At 71.5% G+C, this 26,913-nt stretch carries 26 protein-coding genes, 1 tRNA gene and 2 pseudogenes; 20 read left to right on the top strand and 9 right to left on the bottom strand.

What is annotated here, in order from left to right; genetic code table 11:
• Positions 1 to 212: 212 nt before the first annotated feature.
• The 3 genes and pseudogenes from IE273_RS45200 to IE273_RS22995 form a co-directional block, all read left to right on the top strand.
• Positions 213 to 347, top strand: a pseudogene (locus IE273_RS45200) (IS481 family transposase); the annotation flags it as partial.
• Complete coding sequence (locus IE273_RS23000) at positions 326 to 1,222, top strand: S66 peptidase family protein (protein ID WP_229887375.1); 897 nt, start codon at positions 326 to 328, stop codon at positions 1,220 to 1,222. The pseudogene IE273_RS45200 and the gene IE273_RS23000, both read left to right, overlap by 22 nt.
• A gap of 80 nt (positions 1,223 to 1,302) precedes the next feature.
• On the top strand, positions 1,303 to 1,746 hold the full coding sequence (locus IE273_RS22995) for an ankyrin repeat domain-containing protein (protein WP_189817049.1): 444 nt from the start codon (positions 1,303 to 1,305) through the stop codon (positions 1,744 to 1,746).
• Positions 1,747 to 1,792: 46 nt separating this feature from the next.
• Here the strand turns inward: IE273_RS22995 and IE273_RS22990 are convergent, their stop codons facing one another.
• Both IE273_RS22990 and IE273_RS22985 read right to left on the bottom strand, forming a co-directional pair.
• A complete protein-coding gene (locus tag IE273_RS22990) occupies positions 1,793 to 2,254 on the bottom strand; it encodes a hypothetical protein (RefSeq protein ID WP_189817048.1) in 462 nt (153 codons plus the stop codon).
• 526 nt (positions 2,255 to 2,780) lie between these two features.
• Positions 2,781 to 3,293 (bottom strand): hypothetical protein, encoded by a 513-nt coding sequence (locus IE273_RS22985; protein ID WP_189817047.1) that lies wholly within the window; start codon positions 3,291 to 3,293, stop codon positions 2,781 to 2,783.
• Between the two features lie 426 nt (positions 3,294 to 3,719).
• Between IE273_RS22985 and IE273_RS22980 the strand changes: the two genes are divergently transcribed.
• The gene (locus IE273_RS22980; RefSeq protein ID WP_189817046.1) at positions 3,720 to 4,712 is read left to right on the top strand and encodes a helix-turn-helix domain-containing protein; all 993 of its coding nucleotides are present in this window, start codon (positions 3,720 to 3,722) and stop codon (positions 4,710 to 4,712) included.
• A gap of 428 nt (positions 4,713 to 5,140) precedes the next feature.
• Here IE273_RS22980 and IE273_RS22975 read toward each other — a convergent pair whose 3' ends face one another.
• Complete coding sequence (locus IE273_RS22975) at positions 5,141 to 6,376, bottom strand: epoxide hydrolase family protein (protein WP_189817045.1); 1,236 nt, start codon at positions 6,374 to 6,376, stop codon at positions 5,141 to 5,143.
• Positions 6,377 to 6,801: 425 nt separating this feature from the next.
• Positions 6,802 to 6,990, bottom strand: a complete 189-nt coding sequence (locus tag IE273_RS22970) for a hypothetical protein (RefSeq protein WP_229887373.1) — start codon at positions 6,988 to 6,990, stop codon at positions 6,802 to 6,804.
• A gap of 31 nt (positions 6,991 to 7,021) precedes the next feature.
• On the opposite strand from IE273_RS22970, the pseudogene IE273_RS22965 reads away from it, so the two are divergent.
• The 6 genes and pseudogenes from IE273_RS22965 to IE273_RS22940 all read left to right on the top strand — a co-directional run.
• A pseudogene (locus IE273_RS22965) lies at positions 7,022 to 7,271 on the top strand (carboxymuconolactone decarboxylase family protein); the annotation flags it as partial.
• Positions 7,272 to 7,621: 350 nt separating this feature from the next.
• Positions 7,622 to 7,825, top strand: a complete 204-nt coding sequence (locus IE273_RS22960; RefSeq protein WP_014677112.1) for a cold-shock protein — start codon at positions 7,622 to 7,624, stop codon at positions 7,823 to 7,825.
• Positions 7,826 to 7,873: 48 nt separating this feature from the next.
• A tRNA-Met gene (locus tag IE273_RS22955) sits at positions 7,874 to 7,944 on the top strand.
• Between the two features lie 482 nt (positions 7,945 to 8,426).
• Complete coding sequence (locus IE273_RS22950) at positions 8,427 to 8,717, top strand: hypothetical protein (protein WP_189817044.1); 291 nt, start codon at positions 8,427 to 8,429, stop codon at positions 8,715 to 8,717.
• A gap of 215 nt (positions 8,718 to 8,932) precedes the next feature.
• Entirely contained in the window at positions 8,933 to 9,178 is a 246-nt protein-coding gene (locus IE273_RS22945; protein ID WP_189817043.1) for a DUF5133 domain-containing protein, read from the top strand.
• Positions 9,179 to 9,578: 400 nt separating this feature from the next.
• Complete coding sequence (locus IE273_RS22940; protein ID WP_229887371.1) at positions 9,579 to 9,881, top strand: hypothetical protein; 303 nt, start codon at positions 9,579 to 9,581, stop codon at positions 9,879 to 9,881.
• A gap of 262 nt (positions 9,882 to 10,143) precedes the next feature.
• Here IE273_RS22940 and IE273_RS22935 read toward each other — a convergent pair whose 3' ends face one another.
• Positions 10,144 to 10,428, bottom strand: coding sequence for a hypothetical protein (locus tag IE273_RS22935; RefSeq protein WP_189817041.1), 285 nt, complete (start codon positions 10,426 to 10,428; stop codon positions 10,144 to 10,146).
• Positions 10,429 to 10,962: 534 nt separating this feature from the next.
• Here IE273_RS22935 and IE273_RS22930 point away from each other — a divergent pair.
• The 10 genes from IE273_RS22930 (at position 10,963) to IE273_RS22885 (ending at position 23,977) form a co-directional block, all read left to right on the top strand.
• Entirely contained in the window at positions 10,963 to 11,286 is a 324-nt protein-coding gene (locus IE273_RS22930; protein ID WP_189817040.1) for a hypothetical protein, read from the top strand.
• Positions 11,287 to 11,820: 534 nt separating this feature from the next.
• Complete coding sequence (locus tag IE273_RS22925; RefSeq protein ID WP_189817200.1) at positions 11,821 to 12,192, top strand: hypothetical protein; 372 nt, start codon at positions 11,821 to 11,823, stop codon at positions 12,190 to 12,192.
• Between the two features lie 414 nt (positions 12,193 to 12,606).
• Positions 12,607 to 13,566: a bis(hydroxyethyl) terephthalate hydrolase gene (gene bdeA / locus IE273_RS22920; protein WP_189817039.1), complete on the top strand. Its 960-nt coding sequence runs from the start codon at positions 12,607 to 12,609 to the stop codon at positions 13,564 to 13,566.
• A gap of 334 nt (positions 13,567 to 13,900) precedes the next feature.
• Entirely contained in the window at positions 13,901 to 17,236 is a 3,336-nt protein-coding gene (locus tag IE273_RS22915) for a LuxR C-terminal-related transcriptional regulator (protein ID WP_189817177.1), read from the top strand.
• Positions 17,237 to 17,301: 65 nt separating this feature from the next.
• Positions 17,302 to 18,564, top strand: coding sequence for a PucR family transcriptional regulator (locus IE273_RS22910; RefSeq protein WP_189817038.1), 1,263 nt, complete (start codon positions 17,302 to 17,304; stop codon positions 18,562 to 18,564).
• Between the two features lie 516 nt (positions 18,565 to 19,080).
• The gene (locus tag IE273_RS22905) at positions 19,081 to 19,851 is read left to right on the top strand and encodes an ABC transporter ATP-binding protein (RefSeq protein WP_189817037.1); all 771 of its coding nucleotides are present in this window, start codon (positions 19,081 to 19,083) and stop codon (positions 19,849 to 19,851) included.
• Positions 19,848 to 20,627, top strand: coding sequence for an ABC transporter ATP-binding protein (locus IE273_RS22900; RefSeq protein WP_189817036.1), 780 nt, complete (start codon positions 19,848 to 19,850; stop codon positions 20,625 to 20,627). Before IE273_RS22905 ends, IE273_RS22900 begins: the two co-directional genes overlap by 4 nt.
• Positions 20,624 to 21,520: a branched-chain amino acid ABC transporter permease gene (locus tag IE273_RS22895; RefSeq protein ID WP_189817035.1), complete on the top strand. Its 897-nt coding sequence runs from the start codon at positions 20,624 to 20,626 to the stop codon at positions 21,518 to 21,520. The genes IE273_RS22900 and IE273_RS22895 overlap by 4 nt, the downstream gene beginning before the upstream one ends.
• A complete protein-coding gene (locus IE273_RS22890; protein ID WP_189817034.1) occupies positions 21,513 to 22,682 on the top strand; it encodes a branched-chain amino acid ABC transporter permease in 1,170 nt (389 codons plus the stop codon). The genes IE273_RS22895 and IE273_RS22890 overlap by 8 nt, the downstream gene beginning before the upstream one ends.
• On the top strand, positions 22,679 to 23,977 hold the full coding sequence (locus IE273_RS22885; RefSeq protein WP_189817033.1) for an ABC transporter substrate-binding protein: 1,299 nt from the start codon (positions 22,679 to 22,681) through the stop codon (positions 23,975 to 23,977). The genes IE273_RS22890 and IE273_RS22885 overlap by 4 nt, the downstream gene beginning before the upstream one ends.
• Before the next feature lie 18 nt (positions 23,978 to 23,995).
• Here IE273_RS22885 and IE273_RS22880 read toward each other — a convergent pair whose 3' ends face one another.
• The 4 genes from IE273_RS22880 to IE273_RS22865 are packed head-to-tail and all read right to left on the bottom strand — an operon-like array spanning position 23,996 to position 26,897.
• Positions 23,996 to 24,745 (bottom strand): CoA-transferase, encoded by a 750-nt coding sequence (locus IE273_RS22880; RefSeq protein WP_229887428.1) that lies wholly within the window; start codon positions 24,743 to 24,745, stop codon positions 23,996 to 23,998.
• Between the two features lie 45 nt (positions 24,746 to 24,790).
• Positions 24,791 to 25,180, bottom strand: a complete 390-nt coding sequence (locus IE273_RS22875) for an SDR family NAD(P)-dependent oxidoreductase (protein ID WP_268257514.1) — start codon at positions 25,178 to 25,180, stop codon at positions 24,791 to 24,793.
• Positions 25,177 to 25,929 (bottom strand): SDR family NAD(P)-dependent oxidoreductase, encoded by a 753-nt coding sequence (locus IE273_RS22870; RefSeq protein WP_189817031.1) that lies wholly within the window; start codon positions 25,927 to 25,929, stop codon positions 25,177 to 25,179. Before IE273_RS22870 ends, IE273_RS22875 begins: the two co-directional genes overlap by 4 nt.
• Positions 25,926 to 26,897 (bottom strand): fumarylacetoacetate hydrolase family protein, encoded by a 972-nt coding sequence (locus tag IE273_RS22865; RefSeq protein ID WP_189817030.1) that lies wholly within the window; start codon positions 26,895 to 26,897, stop codon positions 25,926 to 25,928. Before IE273_RS22865 ends, IE273_RS22870 begins: the two co-directional genes overlap by 4 nt.
• Between the last annotated feature and the right edge of the window lie 16 nt (positions 26,898 to 26,913).

Raw genomic sequence — 26,913 nt, 5'->3', positions numbered from 1 at the left:
GCGCCTGCCTGCCCAAGTGGAAGAACCGCCGCCCGTCGGATCACCCCCGAACTCACTCCCGTCCCACGCCTCCACCCGAGCGTCACCAACGTCGTGGCCGGCAACGACTCGTGTATTGATCACGAGCGTTGTTGACACGCGTGGGTGCTTGATCATGGCGAAGACCTCCGGTGTGGTGGAGCTGTCTAGGACTGCACCGCACGGAGGTCTTCGTGTCCCACCGTAATGCCCGGCTGACCGTTCACGGCAGGAGGCTGCTCGTCGAGCGTGTCCGCTGCGGCCGTCCCGCCTCCCAGCCGCTTACGAGCCCAACGTCGAGAAGGCCGTGGCTGTGCTCGAGAGGATGGGATTCCGCGTGCGTCGGGCTCCACTACTCGAAGTTGGACGCCGCCACTGGTGGAGCGCGGCCACGCCGGCGGAGATCGCCAGGGAGCTCAATGGTCTTCTGCGTGATCCTGAGGTGCGTGCGATCGTCGCGAGTGACGGCGGCCAGACGGCTCTCGGCTACCTTGACCTGATCGACGTCGAGGCGATCAGGGCCGACCCCAAGCCGATCCTCGGCTACAGCGGCATCTCGCTGCTGCATCTGGTGCTCTACGCGCACACGGGTCTGGTCGGCTTCCATGCCGACATGGCCGTCCATGGCTTCGGCGGACACTGGCAGTCTGCGCCCGTGGCGCGCCAGGCGGAACTCGAGAAGCTCTACTCCAGGTTGCTGACCGGTACCGAGGCGATCGGTGCGCTGCCTGCGAGCCCGTCGTGGGAGTGCTGGCGTCCTGGTCGTGTCGAAGGTCGGCTGATCGGCGGGGTGATCAATCGCATCGTGCTCGCGCAGGCGACGCCTTACGCGCTGCCGCTCGAATGGTTCGACGGTGCGGTGCTGTTCTGGGAGGAGATGGGCGGCCTGGCATGGCACGTGTGGAGCTATCTGCAGGTGATGCGACACTGCGGCATTCTCGATCGGATATCCGGCATGGTCGTGGGCGTTCCGCGCGAGATCAGTGGACTCGAGCCCGGCGCGTCCCCTACCCTGCGCGAGATCGTCCTCGACGTCCTCGGCGACCGTGACATCCCGGTCCTGGGCAACGTCGAGTTCGGGCATGCCGGCCCGAACCTGCCGATGCCGGTCGGCGTCCGAATCGGCCTCGATGCGCAGCAGCGAACGTTGTCGCTGCTCGAACCAGCGGTGGCGCCGCACGCGATGACGGGAGCGATCGGTTGAGCACCAGGGATCAGTGAGCCGACGGCCCCCGGCAGCACCTCCTGGGGCCAACTCACGCTTGGTGACTAGCCTCGTCAACCATGAAGCAGCGACGGCAAAAGAAACTCTCCCGCGATCTCTTGGAGGCAACTCTGGCAGCTGACGCTGTACGCGTGAGGGCGCTTCTGAAGGCTGGAGCGCACCCAGAGCGACGGGACAATGACGGCACCACCCCTCTCTATGTGGCGTCGGTGCGGGGAGCAGCCGAGGTCGCACGCATGCTCATGGAGGCGGGTGCCTTGCCTGACACTGAGAGCAGGGGAGCCGGCTCGGAGGGCACACCGTTGTGCGCAGCCGCATGCTGGGGACACACCGGGACAGTGCGTGAACTGTTGACTCACGGCGCCGACCCGAACCTACGTGAAGACTACGGAACGGGTTGTTCGCCCCTGGACTGGGCGAACAACGGTCCTCACCCTGAGAGCGCCGAACTCCTCATCGCAGCCGGAGCAAACCCCACAAACGAACCATCCAACGGTTCATAGCTCACTCAGCTGCCGCACCGACTTCAACCGCCTCTCTCCCGGCTCCTTACGGCAGATCAGGGCGGCCCAGCCACTTCGGCCGCACTGGCACGCCGTCCGGGTATCGCTCATCGGACGGCGAGGCGGGCGGCATGGTGTCCACGGGTTCAGGATCAGGTTTGGTGGCCTCGGCCTCGCGTGTATCCGTCGACTCCAACGTGGCCTCGCGTGCATTCGTTGGCTTCGCCGGTGCGGCGGTGTCCTCCAGCAACTCCGCGACCGTGTACCGGATGCCCGAGGACCGCCAGGCAGCGTCATCGACGACCATCAGGAAGTCGTCGCCGTTACGGAAGAGCCGACGGCGCTTTCGTTTCTTGGGGTGATGAGCCATTGCGTGCCGAGCATGCCGTTCCAACTCCGCCAGAGCTTCTTCGTACGTACCTTCCACATATGCGAACACATGTGTCTCCGTGATGTAGCTGTCCCAGTGCTTGACGCTTGCCTCGCGGATCAGCCCCCAGGTCGCCATCGGCACCTCTTTCCATCGGGATCGATACGAAGTGTGGCGCGTACGTCGCCGTGGGCTGCCGACATCGCCAAGCCTGTGATGCCCAGGCACGCGGCAGTGAGAACCAGGGTGGCCCGATCACCGGCCGCGCTGGAACCGATGGCGTGCACGGGGGTGGCCCGCATCGTGGGGTCGGCGAGCGCGCGGCGGGCCCGTTCGCTGACGACCTCGGCCGACCCGAGCGCCTGGACGTGCTCGCGCCAACAGGCAAACCGATGCGCACGCACTCGGTGGTCTTGCTGGGCCGGTGGAAGGCCGAGCCCTCCAGGGCCTTCTCGGCACGGGCGTCGGCGGCCTCGGTGTGGCCGGCTGTTGGTTGCGACCCGTAGGAAGGACACCGTGTCCGAGATCTCTTGCAGCGCCTGGCGCCCGTCGCCGACCACGTCGTGTCCGTCCAGGTCGTACGGCGGGCTCAGGCGAGGGGGCGCGCATCCTCGCCCCGCATCGGCTCACACCGCCGACGAACGTGAAGCCGGACACCTCGCGATCAGGCCATGCCTTTGGCCCTGCTGAGGTGAGCCTTCACATCCCGCTCCGCGTGCCCGGCAGGCACTTCATCCCCGGCCTTGTTGTGGCGTTCAGCTGCCTCCGCTGAGTCCTTCGCCGAGTCCAACTCTCGCTTGATCTCCCGGCGGTGGCTCGTTCCACGACAGTCCGTTTGCGCCGAACTGATTTCGACCTGCGTCCTTCGGTTGTACCTTGCGGCTGCGTCCGTGTCAGGCCGATGACCGTCGGCTGCCAGGGCCTTCTCATTGAGAGCGATGGCGGTTCGGATCCTGGAACGGCAGACAGCGTCGGCAGGGAGGGACTGTCGGGCCGCGTCCTGTGGTGCCACCACCGGCATGTGGCCCTCGTCCAGTGGTGCCGCTACAGGCATGGCTTCGTCCAGTGGTGCCGCGAGGGGAGCGTGACCTTCAGCTGCCGCAGATTGTGCGATACCGCTACCGGCGATGGCGATGGCGATACCGATGGAGTAAAAGAGCTGCTTCGCGCGTGTCATGGTCACCCTTTCTGCCGAAAGTCTCGTGAGTGCTCTCAACAATCCGTGTCGAAGTCACCTACAGACTGCCCGACGAATCGCGGGGGTGTCGTTAGCGCTGAGTCTTCGGTTGGCTTGGAGATGCGTCTACTCGTGTCGAAGAGTCAGCGCTGGTTGCGGGTGGCCGCCCGGATCCACGGCGGAGGAGCGCAGCCGCTGGTCGATGGCGGACGCCCTCTTCAGTCGCCGGCAGCCGGCCGTCGGGTGTCGGCCGCCCCACGGCCGGCCGTATTCAACGCCGGCGGGCCCGCGGCCGTTGACACGGTTGTTTGGGTGAATTTAGCCTCCACCCCAGGGCTTGACCTGTGACTATTGCCAGAAATTCAGTGACGTGGAACGTCTGACCAGCGCCCCTCGTCCCTGCTCGGCCACATCCAAACGGGGTTCTTGATGATCGAGAAGACATTCCGGAGCCACGACGTTCCCTCGACCGATCGCTTCGATGCCTGGCGGAAACGGCTGGGCAGGGACGTCTCGCCTCTCGACTCCGGCAGTGACGAGGGGGACGGTTTCCGGGCGGAGACACGTCTGCTCAGGCTCGGTGGTTCACGCGTGTGGTCCACAGTCGTGGACCCCGCGACCATCCGGCGTACACCGGAACTCGTTCGGCGGTCCGATCCCGGGGTCTACACGTTGATCCTGCCGCTCAGAGGCGAAAGCGAAGTGGCGCAGGGTGACCGGGAAGCCGTCCACGGCCCCTTCGACATGCACGTGCTGGACTCGTCCCAGCCCGTTCACCTTCGTCTCCGCGGCGGCCCATCGGTGTACCTGATCGGCGCCGACGTGCCCAAGGCCGGATTCCCGCTGCCCCCTCCATGGATGGACCAGCTCCTCACCCGACGATTACCAGGCCGGGAAGGCGTCGGGGCCTTGCTGTCGGGATTCCTCATGCAACTGACCGACGACACCCACTCCTACCGCTCGTCAGACGGTCCGCGACTGGAGGCGGCCCTCCTCGAACTGCTGACCGCGCTGTTCGCGCACCACCTCGACGCGGACGACAGCAGCGCGCCCGACAGCGCCCGGCGCGCTCTGGTCCTACGCATCCAGGCGTTCATCCGCCAGCATTTGCGAGACCCTCAACTGACCCCGCCGGCCGTCGCCGCCGCGCACCACATATCCGTCAGCTATCTGCACCGTATCTTCCAGGGAGAGGGCACCACCGTCTCGTCCTGGATCCGTGAGCAACGTCTGGCGAACGCCCGCCGGGATTTGGCCGACCCCACATTGCGCGACACACCCATCCACGTGATCGCCTCTCGCTGGGGTTTCCCCCGAGCCGCCGATTTCAGCCGTGTGTTCCGCAACGCCTACGGCATACCGCCGAGGGACTACCGGGACCACGCCTCGACCCAGCTCTCCCTGCCTCCCACTCCGTGACACCAGCCAGGAGCCCGGGGCGTGTCCCTGCCTCTCCGTTCAGCCCGGCCAGTCTTCCGGGCGAAGGCAGCCTCTTGGGGCTGCCGACGGGTGTTGAGGTGTGGTGCCGGACGTGAGCGCCTGTGCGCCCCGCCTGCACTCTGCCCGAATCCCGCTGGCACGGCGCACGGTCGACCCCATGGGGGATACCAGGGAGCTGGAGTGTGTGGGGCGGGGTGATGGCAGTGGCTGCCCGCACGGGGCCGTACTGACGATCGATGCGGGGGTCCTGGTGTACCGGTGCGATGACTGCCGCTACTACTGGGAACTGGATGAGACGGAGCCGGGGCGCCGGGCGAGTGCGGATGATGCGCTGACCCGGCCGCTGGGGGATCCGGGGGAGGCCGGCCAGGACGCCGGACCCGTTGCCGGACGGCCCCCAGGGTCGTTCAGGGCCTGCGGCCGTGGAAGGTGCGGCGCAGGTCGTTCACCCAAGCGTCGGGGTTCTCCCAGGGGATGAAGTGGCCGCCGTGGTCGTGGGCGTTGACGTTGACGTGGTGGAACCAGTCGGCCTGCGGGCCGGTCTTGAACGCCCGGACGCGCTCGTCGGCGGTGTGGACGCCGGGCGGGTTCTCGTACGTGACGAAGGTGAGGCCGACCGGGGCCTGCACGACCGGGGTGCGGTCGTGGGCGGGGGACCAGGGATAGCGGTTGGCGTTGGCGTAGTAACGCATCGACGTGGCGATGGAGTTGTTCACCCAGTAGATCGTGGCGTGGGTGAGCAGGTCGTCCTTGGTGAAGACGGATTCGAGGTCGCCGCCGTTGTCGCTCCAGGCGTTCCAGCGCTCCAGCAGCCAGGCGAGCAGTCCGGCGGGTGAGTCGCTCAACCCGTGGGCCAGGGTGGCGCCGTCGAGCATGTGCACGGTGAGGTGGGACGCGAAGCGGCGGTCCAGCTCGATGATGCGGGCGCGGACGTCGGCGGGCTGGTCGTCGGTGAGGGGACGGTTCCGGGCGAAGTCCCAGGCGCGGGGGCCGGTGAAGAAGTCGAGCGGCAGCCCGGAGCCGATGTGGATGCCGTAGAGCTCGTCGGCGTACTTGTGGCCGAGCTGACTGGTGACGATCCCGCCGATGTCGCAGCCCCCGGCGGCGTACTTCTCGTGACCCAGGGTCTCGGTCATCAGGGTGTGCCAGAGGTCGGAGACCTTCCAGAAGTTGACGTCCGGAAAGCCGGTGAGCGGGCCGGGGAAACCGAAGCCGGGCAGGGACGGCACGATGACGTCGAACGCGTCGGCGGGATCAGCGCCGAACGCGGCCGGGTCGGCGAGCGGGTCGATCACCTTCGACCAGTGCCAGAACGTCCACGGCCAGCCGTGGGTGAGGATCAAGGGGATGGGGCGGGGGCCGCGGCCGGGCTTGCGCATGAAGTGCACCGGGACACCGGCGACGCACACCTCGTAGTGCTCGTAGACGTTGATGGCGGCCTCCGCCTTGCGCCAGTCGTAGCCGTCGCGCCAGTAGGCCACCAGCTTACGGAGGTAGCTGTCCGGGACGCCGTAGGACCAGTCCTCATTCCCCTCGTCCAGCGGCGCACGGGTCAGCGTGAGACGGGCGCGCAGGTCATCGAGGGCCTCGTCGGACACACGGATCGAGGTGGGCTCCAGGGGGAAGGCGCGCGGGATGGTCATGCCGTGATTCCTTACTGGACAACTGGATAAGGGGAAGCGGTGCTGTCGGCCGGTTGGGTGGGCAGCGAGCCGGGCCGTTTCACGGTGCGCGGGCAGCGAGACGGGGCGTGCCTGCCGGCGGTGCGGGTCGAGCTGTCCGGCCAGACCACCGATGCACCCCTTCCGCCGCGACAGGACCATCTTGGCACCGGCGGGCGTGACTTGCGCCGACACCGCCCGGCTGTCGGAGACGCCCGGCGATTGTTGATACAGCGCTGAACGGTCAACGCCGAACCCCCTCCACACACTCGCCACCCACCAGACGGCCCGGCCTGACCGGCCCGTAACCCCGGCCACCGCAGAGGCATGCGCCGCCGCGCTGCGCCAGACCTCTGCGGTATCAGGCGTGGACCACTTCGAGTATGCAGACCGTCGCCGGCAGGGAGTCAGACCGGGTCCGGCAGGTCCATGAGCGCGAGTTCGGCCGGGTCGACCACGGCGGTGATCTCGGTGATGAGGCCTTCGGTGACGGTGAAGGCAAGGAGGGAGCGCGGGGTGCCGTCCTCGTTCCAGGAGATGACGCCGGGGTGGCCGTCGACGGTTGCCGCACGTCCTCGTGCCGCACTGCCGGCCACTCGCGCGCGGGTGGCGACTTCGGTGGCCCCGAGCGGCCAGATCAACGGCTGCTCGGCGTGCGTCTACGCCAGTGTCGTCGGCGGGAAGAGGGCCGGTGACACCGGTGAGCGGCTGCACAACGTAGCGGCGTGGCGCGAGGCGCCGTTCTACACCGATGCGGAACGCCCATTTCACCGAGGAACAGATCGGCGCGATCAACCTGGAGATCGCCCTGACGAACTTCTTCAACGCCGCGGTGGAGCGCACGGCAACCGGCTTGTGCAACCCCCGCTTGCAGTAGCGCGAGCAAATCCGCACCGGCTCCGACCTGGTCGACGGCACTCACCGGATCCGGGGCCGTTGAATGCAGCGTCCCGGTGGTACGGGGGAGACCACTGGGACGGCAGGACCAGCCTACTCAGCACTGTTCGCCCGCGCGTGGAGATGGCGGGACGTGTCCGGAAGCGGTCGTCCGGGTCGGCCGCTGCGCGGGCCGACGTCGGCTGCCGGACGACACCGCATCCGACTCATGGACGAATGATCGAATGACAGAGCCCTGGTCGGGGTAGAACGGACGATGGCGTCTTCCCGCAGGGGGAGATGCCGCTACTCACCCCGGCCGGCACCCCCGGCAAGATCGAAGGACGCAGTATGGCCAGCGGCACCGTGAAGTGGTTCAACTCTGAGAAGGGCTTCGGTTTCATCGCCCAGGACGGCGGCGGACCGGACGTCTTCGCCCACTACTCCAACATCTCCGGCAACGGCTACCGCGAGCTGGTCGAGGGCGAGACGGTCACGTTCGACGTCACCCAGGGCCAGAAGGGGCCCCAGGCCGAGAACATCGTCCGCGGCTGACATCCCCCGCTGGCCTGCGGAGCATGTGCGGAGCGGCACCACCGACGAGGCGTGGAGCAGCTCGGTAGCTCGCTGGGCTCATGACCCAGAGGTTGCAGGTTCACATCCTGTACCCGCTACGAGAGACAGGAGGCCCGGCATCAGCCGGGCCTCCTGACGCGTTCCTCCGACCACAGCTTGAACACCGCACGACGCTGCTCGGCCGCGGCAGACGGCCCGCCCGTCGGAGGGCGGACGCGTCCTCTTGTACTCGAATGGGGCGGAGCCGTCGAGCCGGGCCGACCCGGGCGGCGGACCGCCGGTGTCGGACAGCCGCAGCCACAGCGCCTACGAGGCAGGCCCAGTCCCTCGAAGGGACCAAGCCGAACTGCCCGATCGCCCGCTGACGGGTGGCTGGATCGGGCCGCCACGGCTGGGCCGGCCGGGTGAAGGAGTTCAGCCGGGCCGTCGTTGGCACGAGCAGACAGTCGGCCCTTGACTGCCGACGAGGTGCGGGCACTCCTCCAGCACCCCGTGAGACATGGCCTCCGGCGGGGTAGCCGCTGCTGTGATCGACGCAAGGCGCTGACGGCGTCCGCTTCATGGGAAGGAGAGAGAGCGCATGGCTACCGGCGCGGACTCGGCGAGGATCACCGCGAAGGTCCACGGCAGGGACATCACCTTGGACGGCCGCCTGACGAAGGACGAGATCCGGAACAGGATCTGGTGGTGGCAGAGCGCCGACCCCCGGACTTCCAAGGAACAGGAAGACGGTCAGCACGAGCACGACGACTCCCACAAGGATGTGATCACGACCCTGGGCGGCTACTACGAGGTCTCCGCCGACCCTCGTACGCCCGAGGCCGAGAGACTGGTGGAGATGGTGTACGACGAGCTCAACCCGGACGAGTGACAGCGCGGCACGGACAGAGCCGGGACCCACGTCTGGGCCGTGCCGGGATGTCCTCAGCGGAGTGCGGCAGCAAAGTGCATACGGTGATCAGGTCGGGGCAGACGACTCCCTGAGCACGCGTCCACCGTTCCCAGCCGTGCAGCCACCCGGCGGGTGCGCGCTCACCGACGTCGCGGGCCCCGTGGAACGGCCCGCCTTTCGAGAAGGTTGTCGCTGTGTTGCTGCCTGCGGAGAAGGAACTACGCGGGGTACTGGCCCGCTTCGCCGACGCCCGCTTTCGCCATGACCTGCACCCCACCGGCCACTCCAGCCGAGAGTTGGAGGACGCCTCCCGCACGCTGTGCGTCATGACCGGCACCCAGTCGGTGGACCAAGCCCTCATCGCCGCTGACGCCCTCCTGGAACGGCTGCGAGCGGAACGCTCCGCAGCGACCAAGGTGCCGCAGAGTCTGGCCGCCTGACACCAAGCCTCCGCGCAGCCTCGGCGCCCCGCCGGTACGCCGCTGGGCTGAGGCGCCCGGGGGAGCGGCCTGTTCCTGGACGCCCTGCGCCAGGGGGTGACGCCGTCGGCCTGCGGGTTTGCTCGCTCGCCGCCGTGTCCGTGGTCGGGGGACAGTAGCGGCTGGGGGCGTAGCTGGCCAGAGCCGTCAATCGGAACCCTTGCACAGGGTGAGCAGTCTGTACCGCCGGTGAGGGGATACGAAATAACTTCGATGCCTGAAATATCCCTGTGTGTGTGCGAGGCATCAGGAACGGGTATGCGCGCTGTCTGGCCGCGACCGCACCACTGCCGGAACACGCGTCACGCGTTGTCCCGCCGAGATGGACAGTGCGACACGGCCCGGCAAGAAGGAGAAGATCATGCAGATGACTCGACGGATCGCGATCGTCGGCGCTTCCACGGTGCTCGCCGCGGGCGTCATGGCGATCGGCAGCGGTGCCGCGACGGCGGCCACGACCCAGGCGCCCGAACACCATCCGGCCGTCGGCGTACCGGGTGGCACTGAGCGCTCCACCGACCGCCCCCATGCCGCCCGGCAGCCCACGGACCGGTGGATCGAGGACCAGCTGGCGACCTTCTTCCCGTCGTCCAAGCATCGGCTCGCGGTGTTCGACCCCTGGGTCAAGGACCAGCTCGCGCTGTTCCAGAAGACCGGCCGGTGAGTGGGGCGACGGCGACTAACCAAGCCCGGGGGCCACAGCTGCCGGTCCGGCACAGTCGGTCCGGTCCCTCGGCGCCGTGGGCGTTCCTCCAGGCCGGCGAGCTGTGCCGCGCTGATCAACCGGGTGGCGCACGAGCGCGTCCGGTCCGTCAGCGGCGGACAGGTCGGCGCGCTTGCCTCGACGAGCGGCACACGCGTCTGCTGGATCGCCCGTGCCCGTGGTGGCGCACCATGCCCACGGCCCGGCCCCCGATGCCGCACCGCTACCGTGTCACGACGATCATCACGACGCGGTTGCCGAAGCGGTGGTCGAAGCAGGCTCGTGGGTGGTTGAAGCAGAAACCACGATGGTCGAAGCGGAACCCGCCGTGGTCGAAGCGGAACCCGCCGTGGTCGAAACAGCGCCAGTCGTCGTGGTCGAAGCAACGGTTGGTGTTCACATGGGCGGGCACGGCAGCGACTGCTGCTGCGGCCGTGCCTGCTGTGCCGATAGCGGCGCCGCCTGCCATCAGAATGCCGGCGGCGGACGCCGCGGCGAGACGCTTCACGCATGGTGCACGCATGATGGATACGTCCTTTCCTTCCTCGCCTCGTGCTCCTTCCAGTGGCACGAGATGGATGGCTACCGCCTCGGGGGGCGGAGGCGCGTCGTAGGCGTCGCCCGCGCATGCACGTCTCGCATCCGAGATTCAGTGGCACCGGAACCAGCCGGCCACGAGAGCACCCCGGGCTGCGGTCCTACTCCTCATACGTCGGTGGCACCCTTTTGGATTGGCCGGCCAGACCTGGTCAGCTCACAGCCAGGCAACGAGCCGCCGCTCGGGTTCGGAACCCGGGTGGCGCGCAGGTTGACCCAGGGCGTGACGGCGCGGACCCGCGGTCGCATCCGCCGTGCTCGGCTGCGGGCCGCCGCGACAAGCGCAACGGAGGAACTTGGTTCCCCGCGGGGCGGGCCGCTGCCGTGGACGCCGCTTACGCTGGGAGGACGGGCCGCTCACGGCAGCCTGGGAGGTGTGCCCGTGTCCCGCTGTCACCGCTTCCATCTCGACGTGGCAGGCCACTCCGTCACGGTGCAGACACGCATGGCCGCGCATGAGACCGAGTTGCTGGTGGACGGCAAGGTGGTCGGCTACCAGTGCACGCAGGCGGGACACCGCAGGCCCATCGCGCTCGCTGCCGAACTTCCCGGTGACCCGCCCCAGCCCTTCGGCGTCACTCTTCATGCCGACGATGCCACCGGGCATACCGCCGTCTGCGTGCTGGAGATCGCCGGGTGCAGACAGCCGATGCCCGAGGTGCCCCTGGGCCGAGCGGGTACCACGCGGCCCGGTGGGGACCGGCCCGCACTGCGCCGCATTCGCAGACTTCTGCGCCACACTCTCCCGCGACGCGCCCGCCGCCGCTGAAAACTATGCGGCGGTACGCGTGCCTGAGCCGGCGAGAGGAGTCGCCGCGGTCGCGAGCGGCGCAGGCGTGCTCTCCTCACTGTTTGTGTGTCGTAGCTGCTGGGTGGTGTGCAGCGCGGCGTGAAGCAGGAGACGTGCGGGCAGTCCCAGGCCGCTGGCGTCGATGACCATGCCAAGGAGAGGCGCGGCAAGGGGGGTGAGGGTGCGGACGAGCGACTGCACCGGGGGAACGAGTGAGGTGCGGGGGAGCGTGATGACGAGCGTGAGGGGCACTGCGGTGTCCTTGAGCCGATCAAGCCACATCGAAGGCGGCTGGTTTTGCCGGTTTTCCTCAGGAAAATCCGCTTACCGGGCGCGCAAATGGCTTCAATCCCTCAACTGTGCCAACAAAGGGTGAACGGGAGAGGTGAGCTGCTCGGGCGCTGATCGCTGATTCCTGCGCGGTCGGCCGGCGATCCGTAAACGGACAGGCCCTGAAACATGCATGTGTCGGACATAATGTAGAAGGGTCGGTAAGAGTGATGGGGTGATCACATGACCCAGACGACAGCTCAGCCCCCCGCAGCGGTCCCCACGGACACGACCGTCGATCACACGCGGCACGACCACGACCGGCATACGATCACCATCCCGCTCGACAGCGTCGCCCACGCCGCGCAAAAGGCGGTCACCCTTCCCGTTACCGCCGCCCAGCGCATCCTGCCGGCCAAGGGAGGACTTCCCCTCTACGCCGGGCTCGGCGCCCTCGCGCTGGCAGGCGCCCTTGAGTGGCCCGTCGCCGCCGGAATCGGCATCGGCTACGCCGTTCTACGCCGCGGAGGGGCGTTCCCACCCCCACCACCGGCGCCCCAGACGCCCGCAGAGGCGATCGACAAGCCCACGACCTCAGCCCCCGGAGCCGACTGAGAAGGATCTCGCGGTCGAGGTTGGCGAGGCCGGCGCGTACGGCCTCGCCAACCTCGACCGCGTTCTTCGCCCTCTCCACCGCAAGCGGCAGCGCTGGTCCAGTAGGTCGGGCGCGCATGGGTGACGGCCATGCGCCGGTCCCTGGCGGTTGGTTCACCCTGATCGCGGTGAGGTGATCAACGGCGGATGGCAGCGGGGGAGTGGGAGGGCCCATCGGCAGCGGACCCGGTGGAGTGGGCGCGGCCCGCCGGGCGCGCGATGGACGAGACCGGTGACATTGCCGGTCCCCTCATGCCCGTCCGGCGTCGACAGTGGCACCGCCAGCCCAATGGCGGTGCCCTTCGGCCGTCGGACGCATGCGCGCGCCGTCGATGCCGAACGGGCAGCTCGCCGCGACAGAGAGGACGACTCGTCGTGCAGCACCCGCACACCGGCACCACGTCACCGGCCCACCGTCCGCACCCGGCCCTCCCCGACCCGCGTACCAGCCGTCGCGGCCGTCGTACCGGACGGCTCGCGGCCCTCGCCGCCGCCGTCAGCGCCGTCCTCGGCCTGACCGCACTCGGCGGGCCGGCGGCCCACGGCGCGGACAACCCCTTCGAGCGTGGTCCCGCGCCGACCGAATCGAGCATCGAGGCGCTCCGCGGGCCGTACGCGGTGTCGGAGACGACCGTCTCCCGGCTCGCAGTCAGCGGCTTCGGCGGGGGCACCATCTACTACCCGACCAGCACCGCCGACGGCACCTTCGGGGCCGTGGCCGTCTCGCCCGGCTACACCGGCACCCAGTCCTCCATCTCCTGGCTGGGCCCGCGCCTGGCGTCACAGGGGTTCGTGGTCTTCACCATCGACACGCTCACCACGCTGGACCAACCGGACTCCCGGGGGAACCAACTGCTCGCCGCGCTCGACTATCTGACCGGGAGCAGTTCGGTCCGCGGTCGTATCGACTCCACCCGTCTCGGCGTGATGGGCCACTCGATGGGCGGCGGTGGCAGTCTGGAGGCCGCGAAGTCTCGTCCCTCGTTGCAGGCGGCGATCCCGCTGACCCCGTGGAACCTCGACAAGACCTGGCCCGAGATCAAGACACCCACTCTGATCTTCGGTGCCGACGGTGACACGATCGCTCCCGTCGCGACCCACGCCGAACCCTTCTACAGCACTCTCCCCAGCTCCCTCGACCGCGCGTACCTGGAGCTGAACGGCGCCACCCACTTCACGCCCAACACCTCGAACACCACGATCGCGAAGTACAGCGTGTCGTGGCTGAAGCGGTTCATCGACAACGACACCCGCTACGAGCAGTTCCTGTGCCCGCTGCCGAAGCCGAGCCTGACCATCGAGGAGTACCGGGGCAACTGCCCGCACACCGGCTGAACGCGGGCGCGTACCCGTGGATTGATCGTCTGTCCGTGACCCGGCGGCGGTCGCCCGTGACGGCGACCGCCGCCGGCGGCGTGCCGGAGCACCGCTCGAAGCCCCCGCGCGGTGTGCCGGAGCACCGTCCGGAGCCGCGCGCGGTGTGCCGCGGCACAGACCGCTCCCCGCCAACTCGCCCGGAACGCGCAGGTGATGCCCCTGAGACTTTGTGCGGGCGGCCCGGACGCCGGGCTTCCGCGCTTACTTACGCGTCAGTAAGGTCGTGGGAATGACCGGACAGACGCCCATGGGACTCGCCTCACCGCGGTACCGGCCGGGTCCCCAACGGCACGTGGTGGCAGCGTTGTCGGACCGGCTGCGTGGCGGCGGTGCCTGTGCCGTGACCGGCGAGCCGGGAGGAGGTCGCTCGGCTCTCCTCGCCCACGTCGCCCGCGCCTTCACCGCCGGGCCCGTCGTGACCGTGCGCGCTCGCGCCGGGGAGTGCCGGGAGCCGCTGACCGGGTTCCGCTCGTTGTGCCACGCGGCGGGGACAACCGCCGTCGGCGCCGCCGACCCGGTGCGGGAACTCGTCGGTGCCCTGCGGTCCACGGCCGCGCACCGGACCGTTCTCCTGTGCGTCGACGACGCCCACCTGTGGGACGCCGCCTCCCGGTCCGCACTCGGCCGACTCGCCGCTCACCTGTCCGACGGGGGCCGTGTCGCCCTCCTGCTCACCGTTCCCGGACACCGTCCCGTGGACCCGGAGTTCGCCGGCCTGCCGCTGCTGCGCCTGGCTCCCCTGTCCACGCCGGACGCCGCCGCCCTGCTGGACGACATCGCACAGGACGGGCTCGACCCTGGGGTGCGCGACGAGATCACAGCCGCGGCGGAGGGCAATCCGGCCCTCCTGCTGCGAGTGTTCCACCGCCTGACCCCGGCCCAGCTGCGCGGGCTCGCGCCCCTGCCGCGGCCCGTGATCGATGCCGAGATGCTGACGGCGCTGGTCGGCGGCCACCTGACCGGGGCGCTCCCCGGACAACGCGACCTTCTGCTCGTGACCGCCGCTGCCGCACAGGTGACGGAAGAGGCCACCGTCGACGCCGACCTCGCGCGGCGCGCGACCGCGTGGATTTCCGCGGGCGTCTCCCGCCTCGGGCCACCACCGCGGCCACTCGCCGACAAGAACCGTTCCGCGCCGAGCTCCGGCCCGCCGTCCCGGCGGTTCGACGCCTCCGAGGGACGGTGCGGTCCGCGGCACGTCCCGCTGTGCGGGCCGCGTGCCGCCGACAGCGGCCGACCGGAGTCGTACCACGACCCCGCTCCGTACGACAGTGGTGACCGCCGTGACGGCCGGCTCTCACCGTACGTCCCCCCGCTGCCCGAGTTGCTCCGTGCTCGCGACGGCCGGATCGGTTTCCGCAGCCCGTTGCTGTGCCGCACCGTGTACGCCGATGCGTCGGCCGAGCGGCGCCGTGCCGCCCACGACGCGCTGGCCCGTGCGCTGCCCGACGGGCACGGCCTCACGGCGCTGCTGCACCGCTCGTGGGCCGTCGCGGGTCCGGCTCCGTCGCTGGCGTCCGACCTCGCCGCCGCCACGGCCCAGGCGGATCCGGCGGTGTCGCCCGCACTGCGCTGCACGGCCCTCACCCGCGCCGCCGACCTCACCGCGGACGGCGCCCGGCAGGTCCGCTGGTACACGGCCGCCGCCGAACAGGCGCTGCTGGCCGGGCAGTCCGACCGGGCCCTGCGGCTGCTCGACACGGCCCGCGATCGCTCGGCGCCGTCGACGGTACGCGCGCGTGCCGAGCTGCTGCGCGGAACGGTGCTGCGGTGGGACGGCCCCGTCGACGACGCCCGCGAGACCTTGCTGCTCGCCGCGGAGTTGTTCGCTCCGTATGACCCTGAGCGGTCCGTCGAGGCCGCCTTGGCCGCCGCGGACGCCGCCTGGTCGGCGGGCGACCTGGCGGCGTGCCTGAGCGCGCTGGCGGCGGAGGGCACGGTCCGGGACCGCTCGTGGTCCGGTACGCACGGCGCGGGAGAGGCGAGCGGCCCGGATGGCGGGGCGCAGTCGCCCGGGGACCGGGACCCTCGCCCGTTCGCCGGTCCCCGCTTCGCGGGCGAGCCGGCCGGCACCGCCGTACCGTCCCTGGCCCTGCGCGACCACCGGGCGGGCATGCGGGCCGTCCTGCAAGGCCGCTTCGACCTGGCCGCCGCGCCCTTGCGGCGGGTGGTGGACCGTGCGTGGACGACGACCGGACGCGAACGGCTCGCGCACACAGCCGACGGTCACCGCGACCGGTTCGCGCACACTGTCGACGACCACCGCGAAGAGCCGCACACGGCCGACGACGGCCCAGCGCAGGCGCCTACCGGAGCCGGAGCCGGAGCCGGAGCCGAACAGCTTCCGCCCTCGACGGCCGGCCACCCTCGCCAAGCGCACACCACACGCGCTCCCGATCAGTTCCCCCACACAACAGGCACCCTTCGACAGCAGCCCCCACCCCCACCGAACGCCCCCGACACGTTCCTGCGAGCGGCCTCCGCGGCCCTGTTGCTCGGTGACACCACCGCCGCCCGGCGGGCCGGTGCGCGGGCGCTCGCGGTGGCCCGCGCGGACGGGTCCGCCGTGCACGAGGCACGGGCTCTGGAGTTCCTGGCCTACGGCGAACTCCGGGCGGGACGGCATGCGTCGGCCCGGGCCCATGCCGAGGAGGGCCTGCGCAGCGCGTACCGCACCGGGCAGCGCAACACGGCCGCCCATCACCACGCCGTGCTGGCCCTGGCGGCGTCGATCGAGGGCGAGGCGCACACCGTCGCCGAGCATGTGACCGCCGCGCTGGCCACCGCCCGACGCCACGGACTGGCGCAGGCCGCCGCGCTGGCCCAGTGGGCCGCCGCCCGCGCCGATCTGGGCCACGGCCGGCCACGTGAGGCCGCCGAGCGGCTCGGCCCGCTGGTGCGGCCCGGCACGGGGCGCGGGCACTTCGCCGTCTGGATGCTCGCCGTGCCGTGTTACGTCGAGGCGTGCGCGCTGGCCGGGCAGCCGGACGAGGCCCGGGAGGCGGTCGAGGACTTCGCGCGCTGGGCGGCGTGTGACGCCGACCGCCAGGCCCCGGCCCAGCTGCTGCGCTGTCGCGCTCTGCTGGCTCCGCCCGAGCCGGCCGACGCGCTGTACCGGGAGGCCCTGCGGCGGCACGGGGAGGCCGCCGGTGACTTCGAGCGTGCCCGCACCGAGCTGCTGTACGGCAAGTGGCTGCGCAGACGCCGTCGGCTGCGCGAGGCACGCGGCCATCTGCGGGCCGCCCTGCTCGGCTTCGAACGCTGCGGCGCTCGCCCGTGGGCGCAGCAGGCGGCGGCCGAACTGCGGGCGAACGGAGTGGCCGGGACGGCGAGGACGGCCGGGGCGGCGGCGATGGCCGGAGCGGACGCGGCGGTGCGAGGGGGCTGCGCCTCGGCCTCGGGCGAGACCTTGCCGGACGGGCTGGACCGGCTCACCCCGCAGCAGTTGCGCATCGCCCGCCGCGTCGCCCAGGGCCTCACCAACCGGGAGGTGGCCCTGAGCCTGTCGGTGAGCACCCGCACCGTCGACTACCACCTGCGCAATGTCTTCGCCGCCCTCGGCGTCCGCTCCCGGGTGGAGCTGGCGCGCCTGGTGGAGCAGGCGGAAAAGACCGGTGCACACCTCTAGGGACCGACCGGACGGTATGTCATTCTTCGAGCACGACGCGTCAGCCGACCCTGGGGGAGACTTCCATGCGCCCTGCCGTACGGCCACGACCCGCCTTCCGCCCGGGACCCCAGCCCGCACCCCGGCCGCGCGCACCACAGCCCCGGTCGCTGATCGACGCCGAGGCCCTGCGGGTGCTGCACCGCGCCGCCCGGGCGCTGCTGGACGACCTGCCCGCTCTCACCGACCGGCTGGTCTCCGCCCTGCGGGAACGGGAACCGGCCTACCGGACCGCGCTGGACGACGACCACCCGGGCGTCTGGCAGGAGGTGCACCGCTCATTGCGGCACAGCGTCTCCTCGCTGCTCGACCCGCGCGGCACCCGCGACTCCGCACACCACTGCTCCTGGCGCATCGGGGTCGGCCGTGCCGAACAAGGGCTGCCCCTGGACGCCCTGTTGCACGCCTTCCGGCTGGGCGGCTCGCTGGTGTGGCAGGAACTCGTCGACGTCACCTCCCGCAGCACTCCGGAGGACGTACGGCTGCTGGTGCACGTGGCCGGGGACGTCTGGGACTTCGTCGACGAACACTGCACGCTCGTCGCGGACGCCTACCGGCAGACCGAACGACGCCTCGCCTGGCGGCGCGAGAACCGGGTGCGGCTGCTGGCCGCCGCGCTGCTGGACGGTACCGGCCGCATCGCCGACCTGCCGGAGACCGCGCAGGCCCTCGGTCTGCCCGAGCAGGGGCGGTACGTCGTCGTCGCGGTCGCGGGCGAGCGGTCCGCCGAAGCCGTACGGGCCCTGCTGCCCCCGAGGGCGCGGGCCCACTGGCACACCGGTCCGGAGGCGGACCATGGCATCGTCCTGGTCGAGGACGGCGTCGTGCCGGCGCCGGACCAGCCGCCGCCCGGGCTGCGCGTCGGGATCGGGCTCCCCTTCGACGGACTGGCCGGCGTCGGCGAGGCGCGCCGGCTGGCGGACACCGCCCTGCGGCTGTGCGGCGACGCGGGCGGCGCGGTACGGCTCGACGACCACCTTCCCGAGGCACTCGTCGTGTCCTGCCCGGAACTCGCCGGCCTGCTCGTCGAGCGCGCGTTCGGCCCGCTCGCACGGCTGGAACCGGCCGACGCGGACGTGCTGCTCGACACGCTCGCCGCCTGGCTGGCCTGCGACGGCTCCGCCCAGCGGGCGAGCAGAGGGCTGTACTGCCACCGCAACACGGTTCTGAACCGCCTGCGCCGCTACGAGCAACTGACCGGCCGTTCCCTGTCCCGCCCCGCCGACCTGGTCGAGATCGCCCTGGCCTTGACCGCCCGCCGACTTGGCTCTCAGCGGTCAGTGTCCTGACCGCCCGCCGACTCACCCCTCAACGGCCACCCTCCTGACCGCCCAGCGACTCCGCCGTCAGCAGCCGACCCACGGCTCATGTGAAGCTCTGCCCGGAGGGGCCGCCCCCCGGCCCCGTGTACTCCGCTCGGACCAGTCGCCCCCCGGCCGCCGGCCGGGCCCTGCCGGCCCCGGTGCAGCCGTGGCTCGGTCCACCGCCCCCGCACGCGACTGGCACGCCCCCACCACCGACCCCGCGCCCGACGCCCTGCCCGGCGAGCCCCCCTGCCCCGCCGCCCGCCGAGTCCGCCCGGACCGGCTCCCAGCCACCGCCGGCTCAGCCCGCACCGACTCGCCGCCGCCCCGACCGCTGGGCACCCGCACAGCCCCCCGAGGTGCTCGTTGGGCCGCCGCACCGACCGTGCCCGTGTGCCTGTCCCCGCTTCGGCCACCCGTGGTCTCGTGAGCTTCCTCCCCAGCCCCGAGCACCAAGGACCAGGACCGGGCCGTGCGCCGGTCCGGCCCCAAGGAGCCGCGATGCCCGAAGCACCACCGGACGACCTGCCCGCCCTGCGCGTCGAGCACGTGGACGTGACGTACGGCCGTGCCGTCTCCGCTCTGCGCGACGTTTCCCTGACCGTGCCGCACGACAGTGTGGTCGCGTTGCTCGGCGCCAACGGCGCCGGGAAGACCACGCTGCTGCGCGCCCTGTCGGGCACGCTCCGCCTGTACCGGGGCGCGATCAGCGCCGGCCGTGTCCGCTACGGCGGCACCGTCCTCGACGGCCGTGACCCCGTAGCCGCCGTACAGGCCGGGGTGGTGCAGGTGCCTGAGGGGCGGCGGGTCTTCACCGGCCTTACCGTCGACGAGAACCTGCGCAGCGGCGGCCTCGGTCTCAGCCGCCGCGGCTCCGCGCAGGTCGCCGAGGCCCGCGACCGCGTCTTCACGCTGTTCCCGCGGCTGGCCGAACGCCGCCGGCAGGCCGCTGGGCTGCTGTCCGGCGGTGAACAGCAGATGCTGGCCATCGGCCGCGCCCTCATGGCCGCCCCGCGTCTGCTGCTGCTGGACGAGCCGTCGCTCGGCCTCGCCCCGCTCATGGTGGACCGGATCGCCGAGGTGGTCCGTGAGATCCACGCCCAGGGCACCGCCGTGCTGCTGGTGGAGCAGAACGCCGGGATGGCCCTGTCCCTCGCCGACCACGCCCATGTCCTGGAGACCGGGGAGGTGCGGCTGTCCGGCCCCGCCGCCGCTCTCGCCGGCACGGACGCGGTGCGCCGTCTCTACCTGGGCGAGGAGGGGGCCGCATGACCGTTCCCGTTCTGAGCGTGCGGGACGTCACCGTCCGGTACGCCGGTCTCACCGCCCTGGACGACGTCTCCTTCACCGTCGCGCCCCACACGGTGCACGCCCTCATCGGGCCCAACGGCGCCGGCAAGTCCACCTGCTTCAACGTGCTGTCCGGCCTCGCCCGCCCAGCGAGCGGCATGGTCCGGCTCGGCGGCACGGACCTGACCCGGCTCGCCCCGCACCGCATCGCCGCGCTCGGCGTGGCCCGCACGTTCCAGAACATCGTCACCACTGCGGGCACGGTCGCCGACAACCTGATGCTCGGCCGGCACCTCCACGCGCGCGCCGGTTTCCTCGCGAGCGCCCTGAGTCTGCCGCGGGCGGTGCGCGAGGAGCGCGAACACCTCTCCCATGCCCGGCGGATCGCCGAACTGACCGACCTGGAAGCGTACTTCGACAGCCCGGTGGGCCTGCTGTCGTACGGCGACCGCAAGCGCGTGGAGCTGGCCCGCGCCCTGTGCCTGGAGCCGCGCGTGCTGCTCCTGGACGAGCCGGTGGCCGGCATGAACGCCGCCGAACGCGCCCGCACCGCCGAGGTGATCGGGCGGATCCGCGCCGAACTCGACGTCTCCGTCCTGCTGGTGGAGCACGACATGGGCCTGGTGATGCGCCTCGCCGACGAGGTGACGGTCCTCGACTTCGGCCGTCGTATCGCCCACGGCACACCGGACGAGGTCCGCCGCGATCCCGAGGTGCTGCGCGCCTACCTCGGCACGCCACAGGAGGGAGCCGCGTGACCGGTCTTCTCGACGACCTGCTGGGCGGCCTCGCCCTCGGCGCGGTCTACGCCCTGGTCGCACTCGGCTTCGTCGTCATCTTCAAGGCGTCGGGCGTCCTGAACTTCGCTCACGGTTCCCTGCTGCTGCTCGGCGGCTACCTCACCGCCGTCCTGCACGACGACATCGGCTTCGCCGGGGCCCTCGCGGTGGGTGTCCTCGCCACCGCTCTCCTCGCCGGCGTCATCGACCGGCTGCTGCTGCGACGCGGAGACCCGGACCCGCACACCGCGCACGTCCAGACCATCGTCACGATCGGTGTCGACATCGTGCTGCTCACCGACCTGTCCCGGCGCATCGGGGGCGACCTGCTGGTGCTGGGCGATCCCTGGGGCGACGCGGTGACCCGGGTCGGGCCGGTGACGGTCGCCGACAGCCGGCTCGCCGCGATCGCGGTGTCCGCGGGGGCCATCGCCGTCGTCTTCGGCCTGTTCCGGTACACCCGCTGGGGGTTGTCCCTGCGGGCCGCCGGGGAGGACCTGGAGGCAGCCGCGCTCATGGGCGTACGCCTGTCCCGGGTGCGCACGCTCGCCTGGTGCCTGGCGGGCGCGCTGGCCGCGCTTGCGGCGGTGTTCCTCGCCGCGTTCCCCGCCCCGGGCCTGGAGCGGACCACCGGTCAGATCGCGCTGAAGGCGTTCCCGGCCGCCATCCTCGGCGGCATGGCCTCGCCGGCCGGCGCGCTCGCCGGCAGCCTGCTGATCGGGCTGACGGAGGCGCTGGTCGCCGGTCACCAGTCGGAGCTGCGCCTGCTGGGCGAGGGATTCGGCGATGTCGTCCCCTACGCCGTGATGGTCCTGGTCCTGCTGGTCCGGCCCACCGGACTGTTCGGCACGAAGGGAGCGGCCCGTGTCTGACCGCCGTCTGCCGAAGCCGGCCCGGACGCTCCTGGTCGCCCTCGTCCTGTGCGTTCCTCCGTTCTACCTGGACGCCTTCTGGCTGCGCATCGGCCTGTTCTCGGTGGCCGCCGCCATCGGCGCCGTCGGGCTGTCACTGCTCAGCGGCACGGCCGGCCAGCTCTCCCTCGGCCACGCCTTCTTCCTCGCGGTCGGCGCCTACAGCTACACCTGGCTGGCCGGCGAGCCGGGGCCGGGGCTGCCGACGGCCGTCGCCGCCGTCCTCGCGGTGCTGCTGGCCGGGGCCGCGGGCGGTCTGTTCAGCCCCGTCGCCGGCCGGGTGCGCGGCATCTATCTGGGCGTGGCCACGCTCGCCCTGGTCTTCCTCGGTCACCATCTGCTGCTCACCGCGGACTCCGTCACCGGCGGCTTCAACGGCCGCTCCGTTCCGCCGCTCCGTCTCGGCGGTTTCGGCTTCACGGCGGGCGAGCCCGAACTGACGGTGCTGGGAGTGCCGTTCGGTGCCGAGGAACGCCTGTGGTTCCTGGCCGTGGCCCTGCTGGGGCTGACCTGGTTCACCGGCCGGGGCCTGGTGCGCTCCCGCCCCGGCCGGGCCCTCGCGGCGCTGCGGGACAGCGAGATCGCGGCCTCCGTGATGGGCGTGGACGTGGCCCGCCACCGTGCGGCTGCCTTCGTCGTGTCGTCGATGTACGCGGGGACGGCCGGCGTCCTGCTGGCCCTGGCCTTCCGGCGCGTCGTCCCCGACTACTTCTCCCTCGCCCTCTCGGTCGACTACCTCGCCATGATCGTGCTCGGCGGCCTCGGTTCGGTCGCCGGGGCCACGGCGGGCGCGGTCTTCGTCACCGCGCTGCCCCTGCTGCTGACCCGGTACGCCGACCACTTGCCCCTGGTGGCCGCCCCCGGCTCCGCCGACGGCGCGGTCGGCCCGACGGAAGCGGCCCGTTACCTCTACGGGGCCGCCATCGTCGTCGTCCTGCTCCACGCCCCCGACGGCCTGCACGGCCTCACCCGCCGCCTGCGCGCCCGCGTCCGGCCGGGCCGGCGTACCGGCCCGCGCACCCGCCCGTCCCCGCATCCGTCCACGCGCCCGTCCGGGCATCCGCCCGCCCACCCGTCCGCGCACCCCATCGCACCTGTACGACCCGAGGAGCAGACCCCGTGAACACCCCGCACCCCGCACACCGTGTCACCACGGCCGTCCTCGCCGGAGCCCTGGCCCTGCTGGTCGCCGCCACCGGATGCAGCGCCAAGGCGGGCGGCAAGAGCGGCACCGAAGGCGCCGACGGCGTCCGCACCGGCCCCGGAGTCTCCGCCGGAACCATCCGGCTGGGCGCCCTCACCGACCTGACCGGCCCCTACGCCACCCTCGGCAAGAGCATCGTCCAGGCCCAGCAGATGTGGGCCGACGAGACCAACGTGGCCGGCGGCATCTGCGGCCGCAAGGTCGAGATCATCGTCAAGGACCACGGTTACGACGTCCAGAAGGCCGTCACCGCCTACGTCGACATCTCTCCCGACGTCGTCGCCCTGCCGCAGGTCATCGGCTCACCCGTGGTCGCCGCCCTGCTCGACGACGTCCAGCGCGACCACCTGCTCACCTTTCCGCAGGCATGGGCCGCCTCCCTGCTCGGAAAGGACTCGGTCCAGGTCCTGGGCACCACCTATGACCTCGACATGATCGCCGCCGTCGACTTCCTCACCCGCACGAAGAAGCTGCGGAAGGGCGACACCATCGGCCACGTCTACTTCGAGGGCGACTACGGCGCCAACGCCCTGGAGGGATCCACCTGGGCGGCGAGGAAGGCGGGCGTGCAGATCGTCGGGCAGAAGATCAAGGCGACCGATACCGATCTGTCCGCGCAGGTCTCGGCACTGCGCAAGGAGGGGGTGAAGGCGATCCTGATCAGCGCCGGGCCCGGGCAGACCGCGTCCCTCGTCGGTGTCGCCGCCTCCCGTGGCCTGCGCGTCCCCGTCGTCAGCAGCGCGCCGGGCTTCGCCCCGCAACTGATGAAGACCCCGGTCGCGCCGGCCCTGACCGCGCTGCTCCACGTGGTCGGCTCCGCCCCCGCGGTCAGCTCCGACCTCCCCGGCGTACGACGGATGGTGACGGCCTATCAGGACAAGTATCCCGGCTCCTCCGTCGACTCGGGTGTGCTGTCCGGCTACAACGCCGCCAAGCTGCTCGGCGCCGACCTGAAGAAGGCCTGTGCCGCGGGGAGTCTCGCCCGTGAGGACGTCGTGAAGGCACACCGCTCGCAGCATGACGCGGACACCGGTCTCGGCGTCCCGCAGGACTTCTCCGACGTGCACCGTCCCGCGAGCGTCGCCGCGTACACGCTCAAGCCGGACGCGAACGCGCCGGGCGGCCTGGTGGGCGCGGAGGACGCGCATCGGATACCGGGCGCGGAGGAGTACCTGACCGAGCACGGCGTCGGCGGCGGGGCCGGCGCCCGGTGAGCCGTGGCGCGGGACGCATCAGCTTGCCCCCCGGAGAGCGTCCAGGCGTACCGGCGCGTCCGTTCGGGCCGTGACGTCCTCCACGGTGATGCCGGGGGCGGTCTCCACGAGGGTGAGGCCGTCGTCGGTGACGTCGAGGACGCCGAGGTCGGTGACGACGCGGTGGACGCACCGCTCGCCGGTGAGTGGCAGGGTGCACTCCTTGAGGATCTTCGGGGAGCCGTCCTTGGCGGTGTGTTCCATGAGGCCGATGACGCGGCGGGCTCCGTGGACCAGGCCCATGGCGCGACCCATGCCCTTGACCATCTTGCCGGGAATCATCCAGTTGGCCAGATCGCCGGACGCTGAGACCTGCATGGCCCCGAGCACCGCGGTGTCGATGTGACCGCCGCGGATCATGCCGAAGGAGAGGGCCGAGCCGAAGAAGCTGGCGCCGGGCAGGTGGACGCAGTCGGGGGCGAGTTCCCCCGGCTCGACCAGGTCCTCGACCTCGGCGACGGTCACCTTCCCGGCCATGGCGGCCAGGGGGTTGAAGTTGGCGGCGGACTTGCGGAAGACCAGGTTGCCGAGCCGGTCGCCGCGCCAGGCACGTACGAGGGCGAAGTCGGTGGTGCTGCCGTGTACGACGCCTCGTCCGAGGCGAGGAGGACGGCCGCGTCGACCACGTCGTCGGAGGTGAGGGGGTGGGCGATGCCGTGCGTCGGGTGGTCGTCCGCGAGGAGGTTGGCGCGGGAGCCGTCCGGGTCGATCATTCCGGGGCTGACGCAGTTGGCGCGGATGCGAACGGCGCGCCTTCGGCGGCCAGTTGCCGGGTCAGCGCGAGCAGGCCGCCCGGACGGTCAGCCGCACCGAGTCCAGCTCGGCGCGCACGGTGAAGGCGCAGTCCTCGTACGGCCGGCTGTCGATGCCTCCGAAGCGGACCGCGCCGGCGTTGACGCAGACGACGTCGATGCCGCCGAAGGCGTCGACGGCCTCCGCCACCCAGGAGCGCACCGACGCCTCGTCGGTGACGTCCAGTGGGCCGGGGGTGAGAGCCGTGCCGCCCTCGCGGGCGATCAGCCGCTGGGTGCCGACGGCCTCCTCGTGCAGCAGGTCGCCGCCGACCACGAGCGCGCCCTCGGCGGCGAACCGCAGCGCGGCGGCGCGACCCCGGCCGCGGGCCGTGCCGGAGATCAGCGCGACCTTGCCCTCCAGCCGCTTCACGAGGACTCCTCGCGCAGCGCGTCGGAGACCGACTTGACCCCGCCGTGCGCGGTCAGCCCGCCGTCCACGGGGATCTCCGCGCCGGTGATGAACGACGCCTCCTCCGACAGCAGGAACACGACCAGCCCGGCGACCTCGTCGACGGTTCCGGTGCGGCCGAGCGGTGTCTCGTGGACGTTGGCCTCGCGGAAGGCGGGAGCGGCGGAGGCGGTCATCTCGGTCTCGATGTAGCCGGGGTGGATCGTGTTGACGCGGATGCCGCGCGGGCCGAGTTCCAGCGCCGCCGTCTTCGACAAGCCGCGCAGCGCCCATTTGCTGGCGGTGTAGGCGACCGGGTAGTGGGCGGTGAGGGCGGCCGAGGAGCCGATGTTGACGATCGAGGAGCCGGGCGGCATCAGCGGGGCGAGGTGCTGGATGCCGAGCAGCGGGCCGGTGACGTTGACCGCGTGCACACGGTCGAAGTCCTCGGCCCGTACGTCGCCGAGGCGGGCGCGCCAGGTGATGCCCGCGTTGTTGACCAGGCCGTGCACCTGCCCGTACGACTCCTTCAGCTCGGTGGCGAGGTCGGCCCAGTCCTGTTCGCCGGCCACGTCGAGGCGGCGGCAGTCACCTTCCGGACGTACGTCCGTGGCGATCACCCGCGCGCCCTCCCGTGTCAGCGCCGCCGCCTCGGCGGCGCCCTGGCCACGGGCCGCGCCGGTGACCACGACCACCTTGCCCAGCAGCCTCTGGGAGTGCGGGGCGCTCACGGCCGCTCCCGGGACCGGCGCCGGCCGGCGGGCAGCGGAACCGGTTCCGCGCCGGGCACGACGGTGTTGGACACGCTGCCGATCCCCTCCACGGTGAGGGTGACGGTGTCACCGGGTTTCAACGGCGGCGGGGTCCGCTCGCCGCGCAGCCCCCACAGTTCGGCGAGGCAGCCGCCGTTGCCGCAGGTGCCGGAACCGAGCACGTCACCCGGCACGACCCGGGTACCGCGCGAGGCGTGGGCGACCATCTCCTCGAAGGTCCAGCTCATGTTGGACAGCAGATCCGTGCCGACCGTCTCGCCGTTGACCTCGGCGGTCAGGGCGAGGCGCAGGAAGCCGTCGGTGTCCCGGTGAGGCTCCAGCTCGTCGGCGGTGACCAGGACCGGGCCGAGCGTGGTCGCGGTGTCCTTCCCCTTGCAGGGGCCGAGGCCCACCTTCATCTCCGCGGACTGGAGGTCGCGGGCCGACCAGTCGTTGAAGACCGTGTAGCCGACGATGTGATCACGGGCCTGCTCGGGCGTGAGGTCGCGGCCCTCGCGCCCGACGACGGCGGCGACCTCGAGTTCGAAGTCCAGCACACTCGACCCGGGCGGGACGGGGATGTCGTCGTGCGGGCCGTAGATCGCGTGCGGGTTGGTGAAGTAGAAGGTCGGCGCGGCGTACCACTGCTCGGGCACGCCGACCGCGCCGCTCACCGAGCGCCGTACGCCCTCGACGTGCTCCTCGAAGGTGACGAAGTCCCGGACGGAGGCGGGCTGGAGCGGCGGCAGCAGCCGGACCTCGGACATGTGCGGACCCGGCGGTACGTCGAGCGCCGCCGCGCCCGCGGCGAGCAGGCCGGGCAGCCCGCCGGACTCCCGCAGCAGGCCGGTGAGCGAAGCGATGCCGGGCAGCGGCAGCAGGGTGCCGTCGTCCTCCACGACGGCCACGCGGCGGCGGTGATGGTGTTCGTAGGCGGCGAAACGCATGGTGCGGCTCCGGGGA

Origin of the sequence: Streptomyces olivaceoviridis (genome assembly GCF_014650115.1) — a bacterium.
Taxonomy (GTDB): domain Bacteria; phylum Actinomycetota; class Actinomycetes; order Streptomycetales; family Streptomycetaceae; genus Streptomyces; species Streptomyces olivaceoviridis.
The sequence above is the reverse complement of the archived record's forward strand: the minus strand, read 5'-3'. Positions and strand labels throughout refer to the sequence as shown.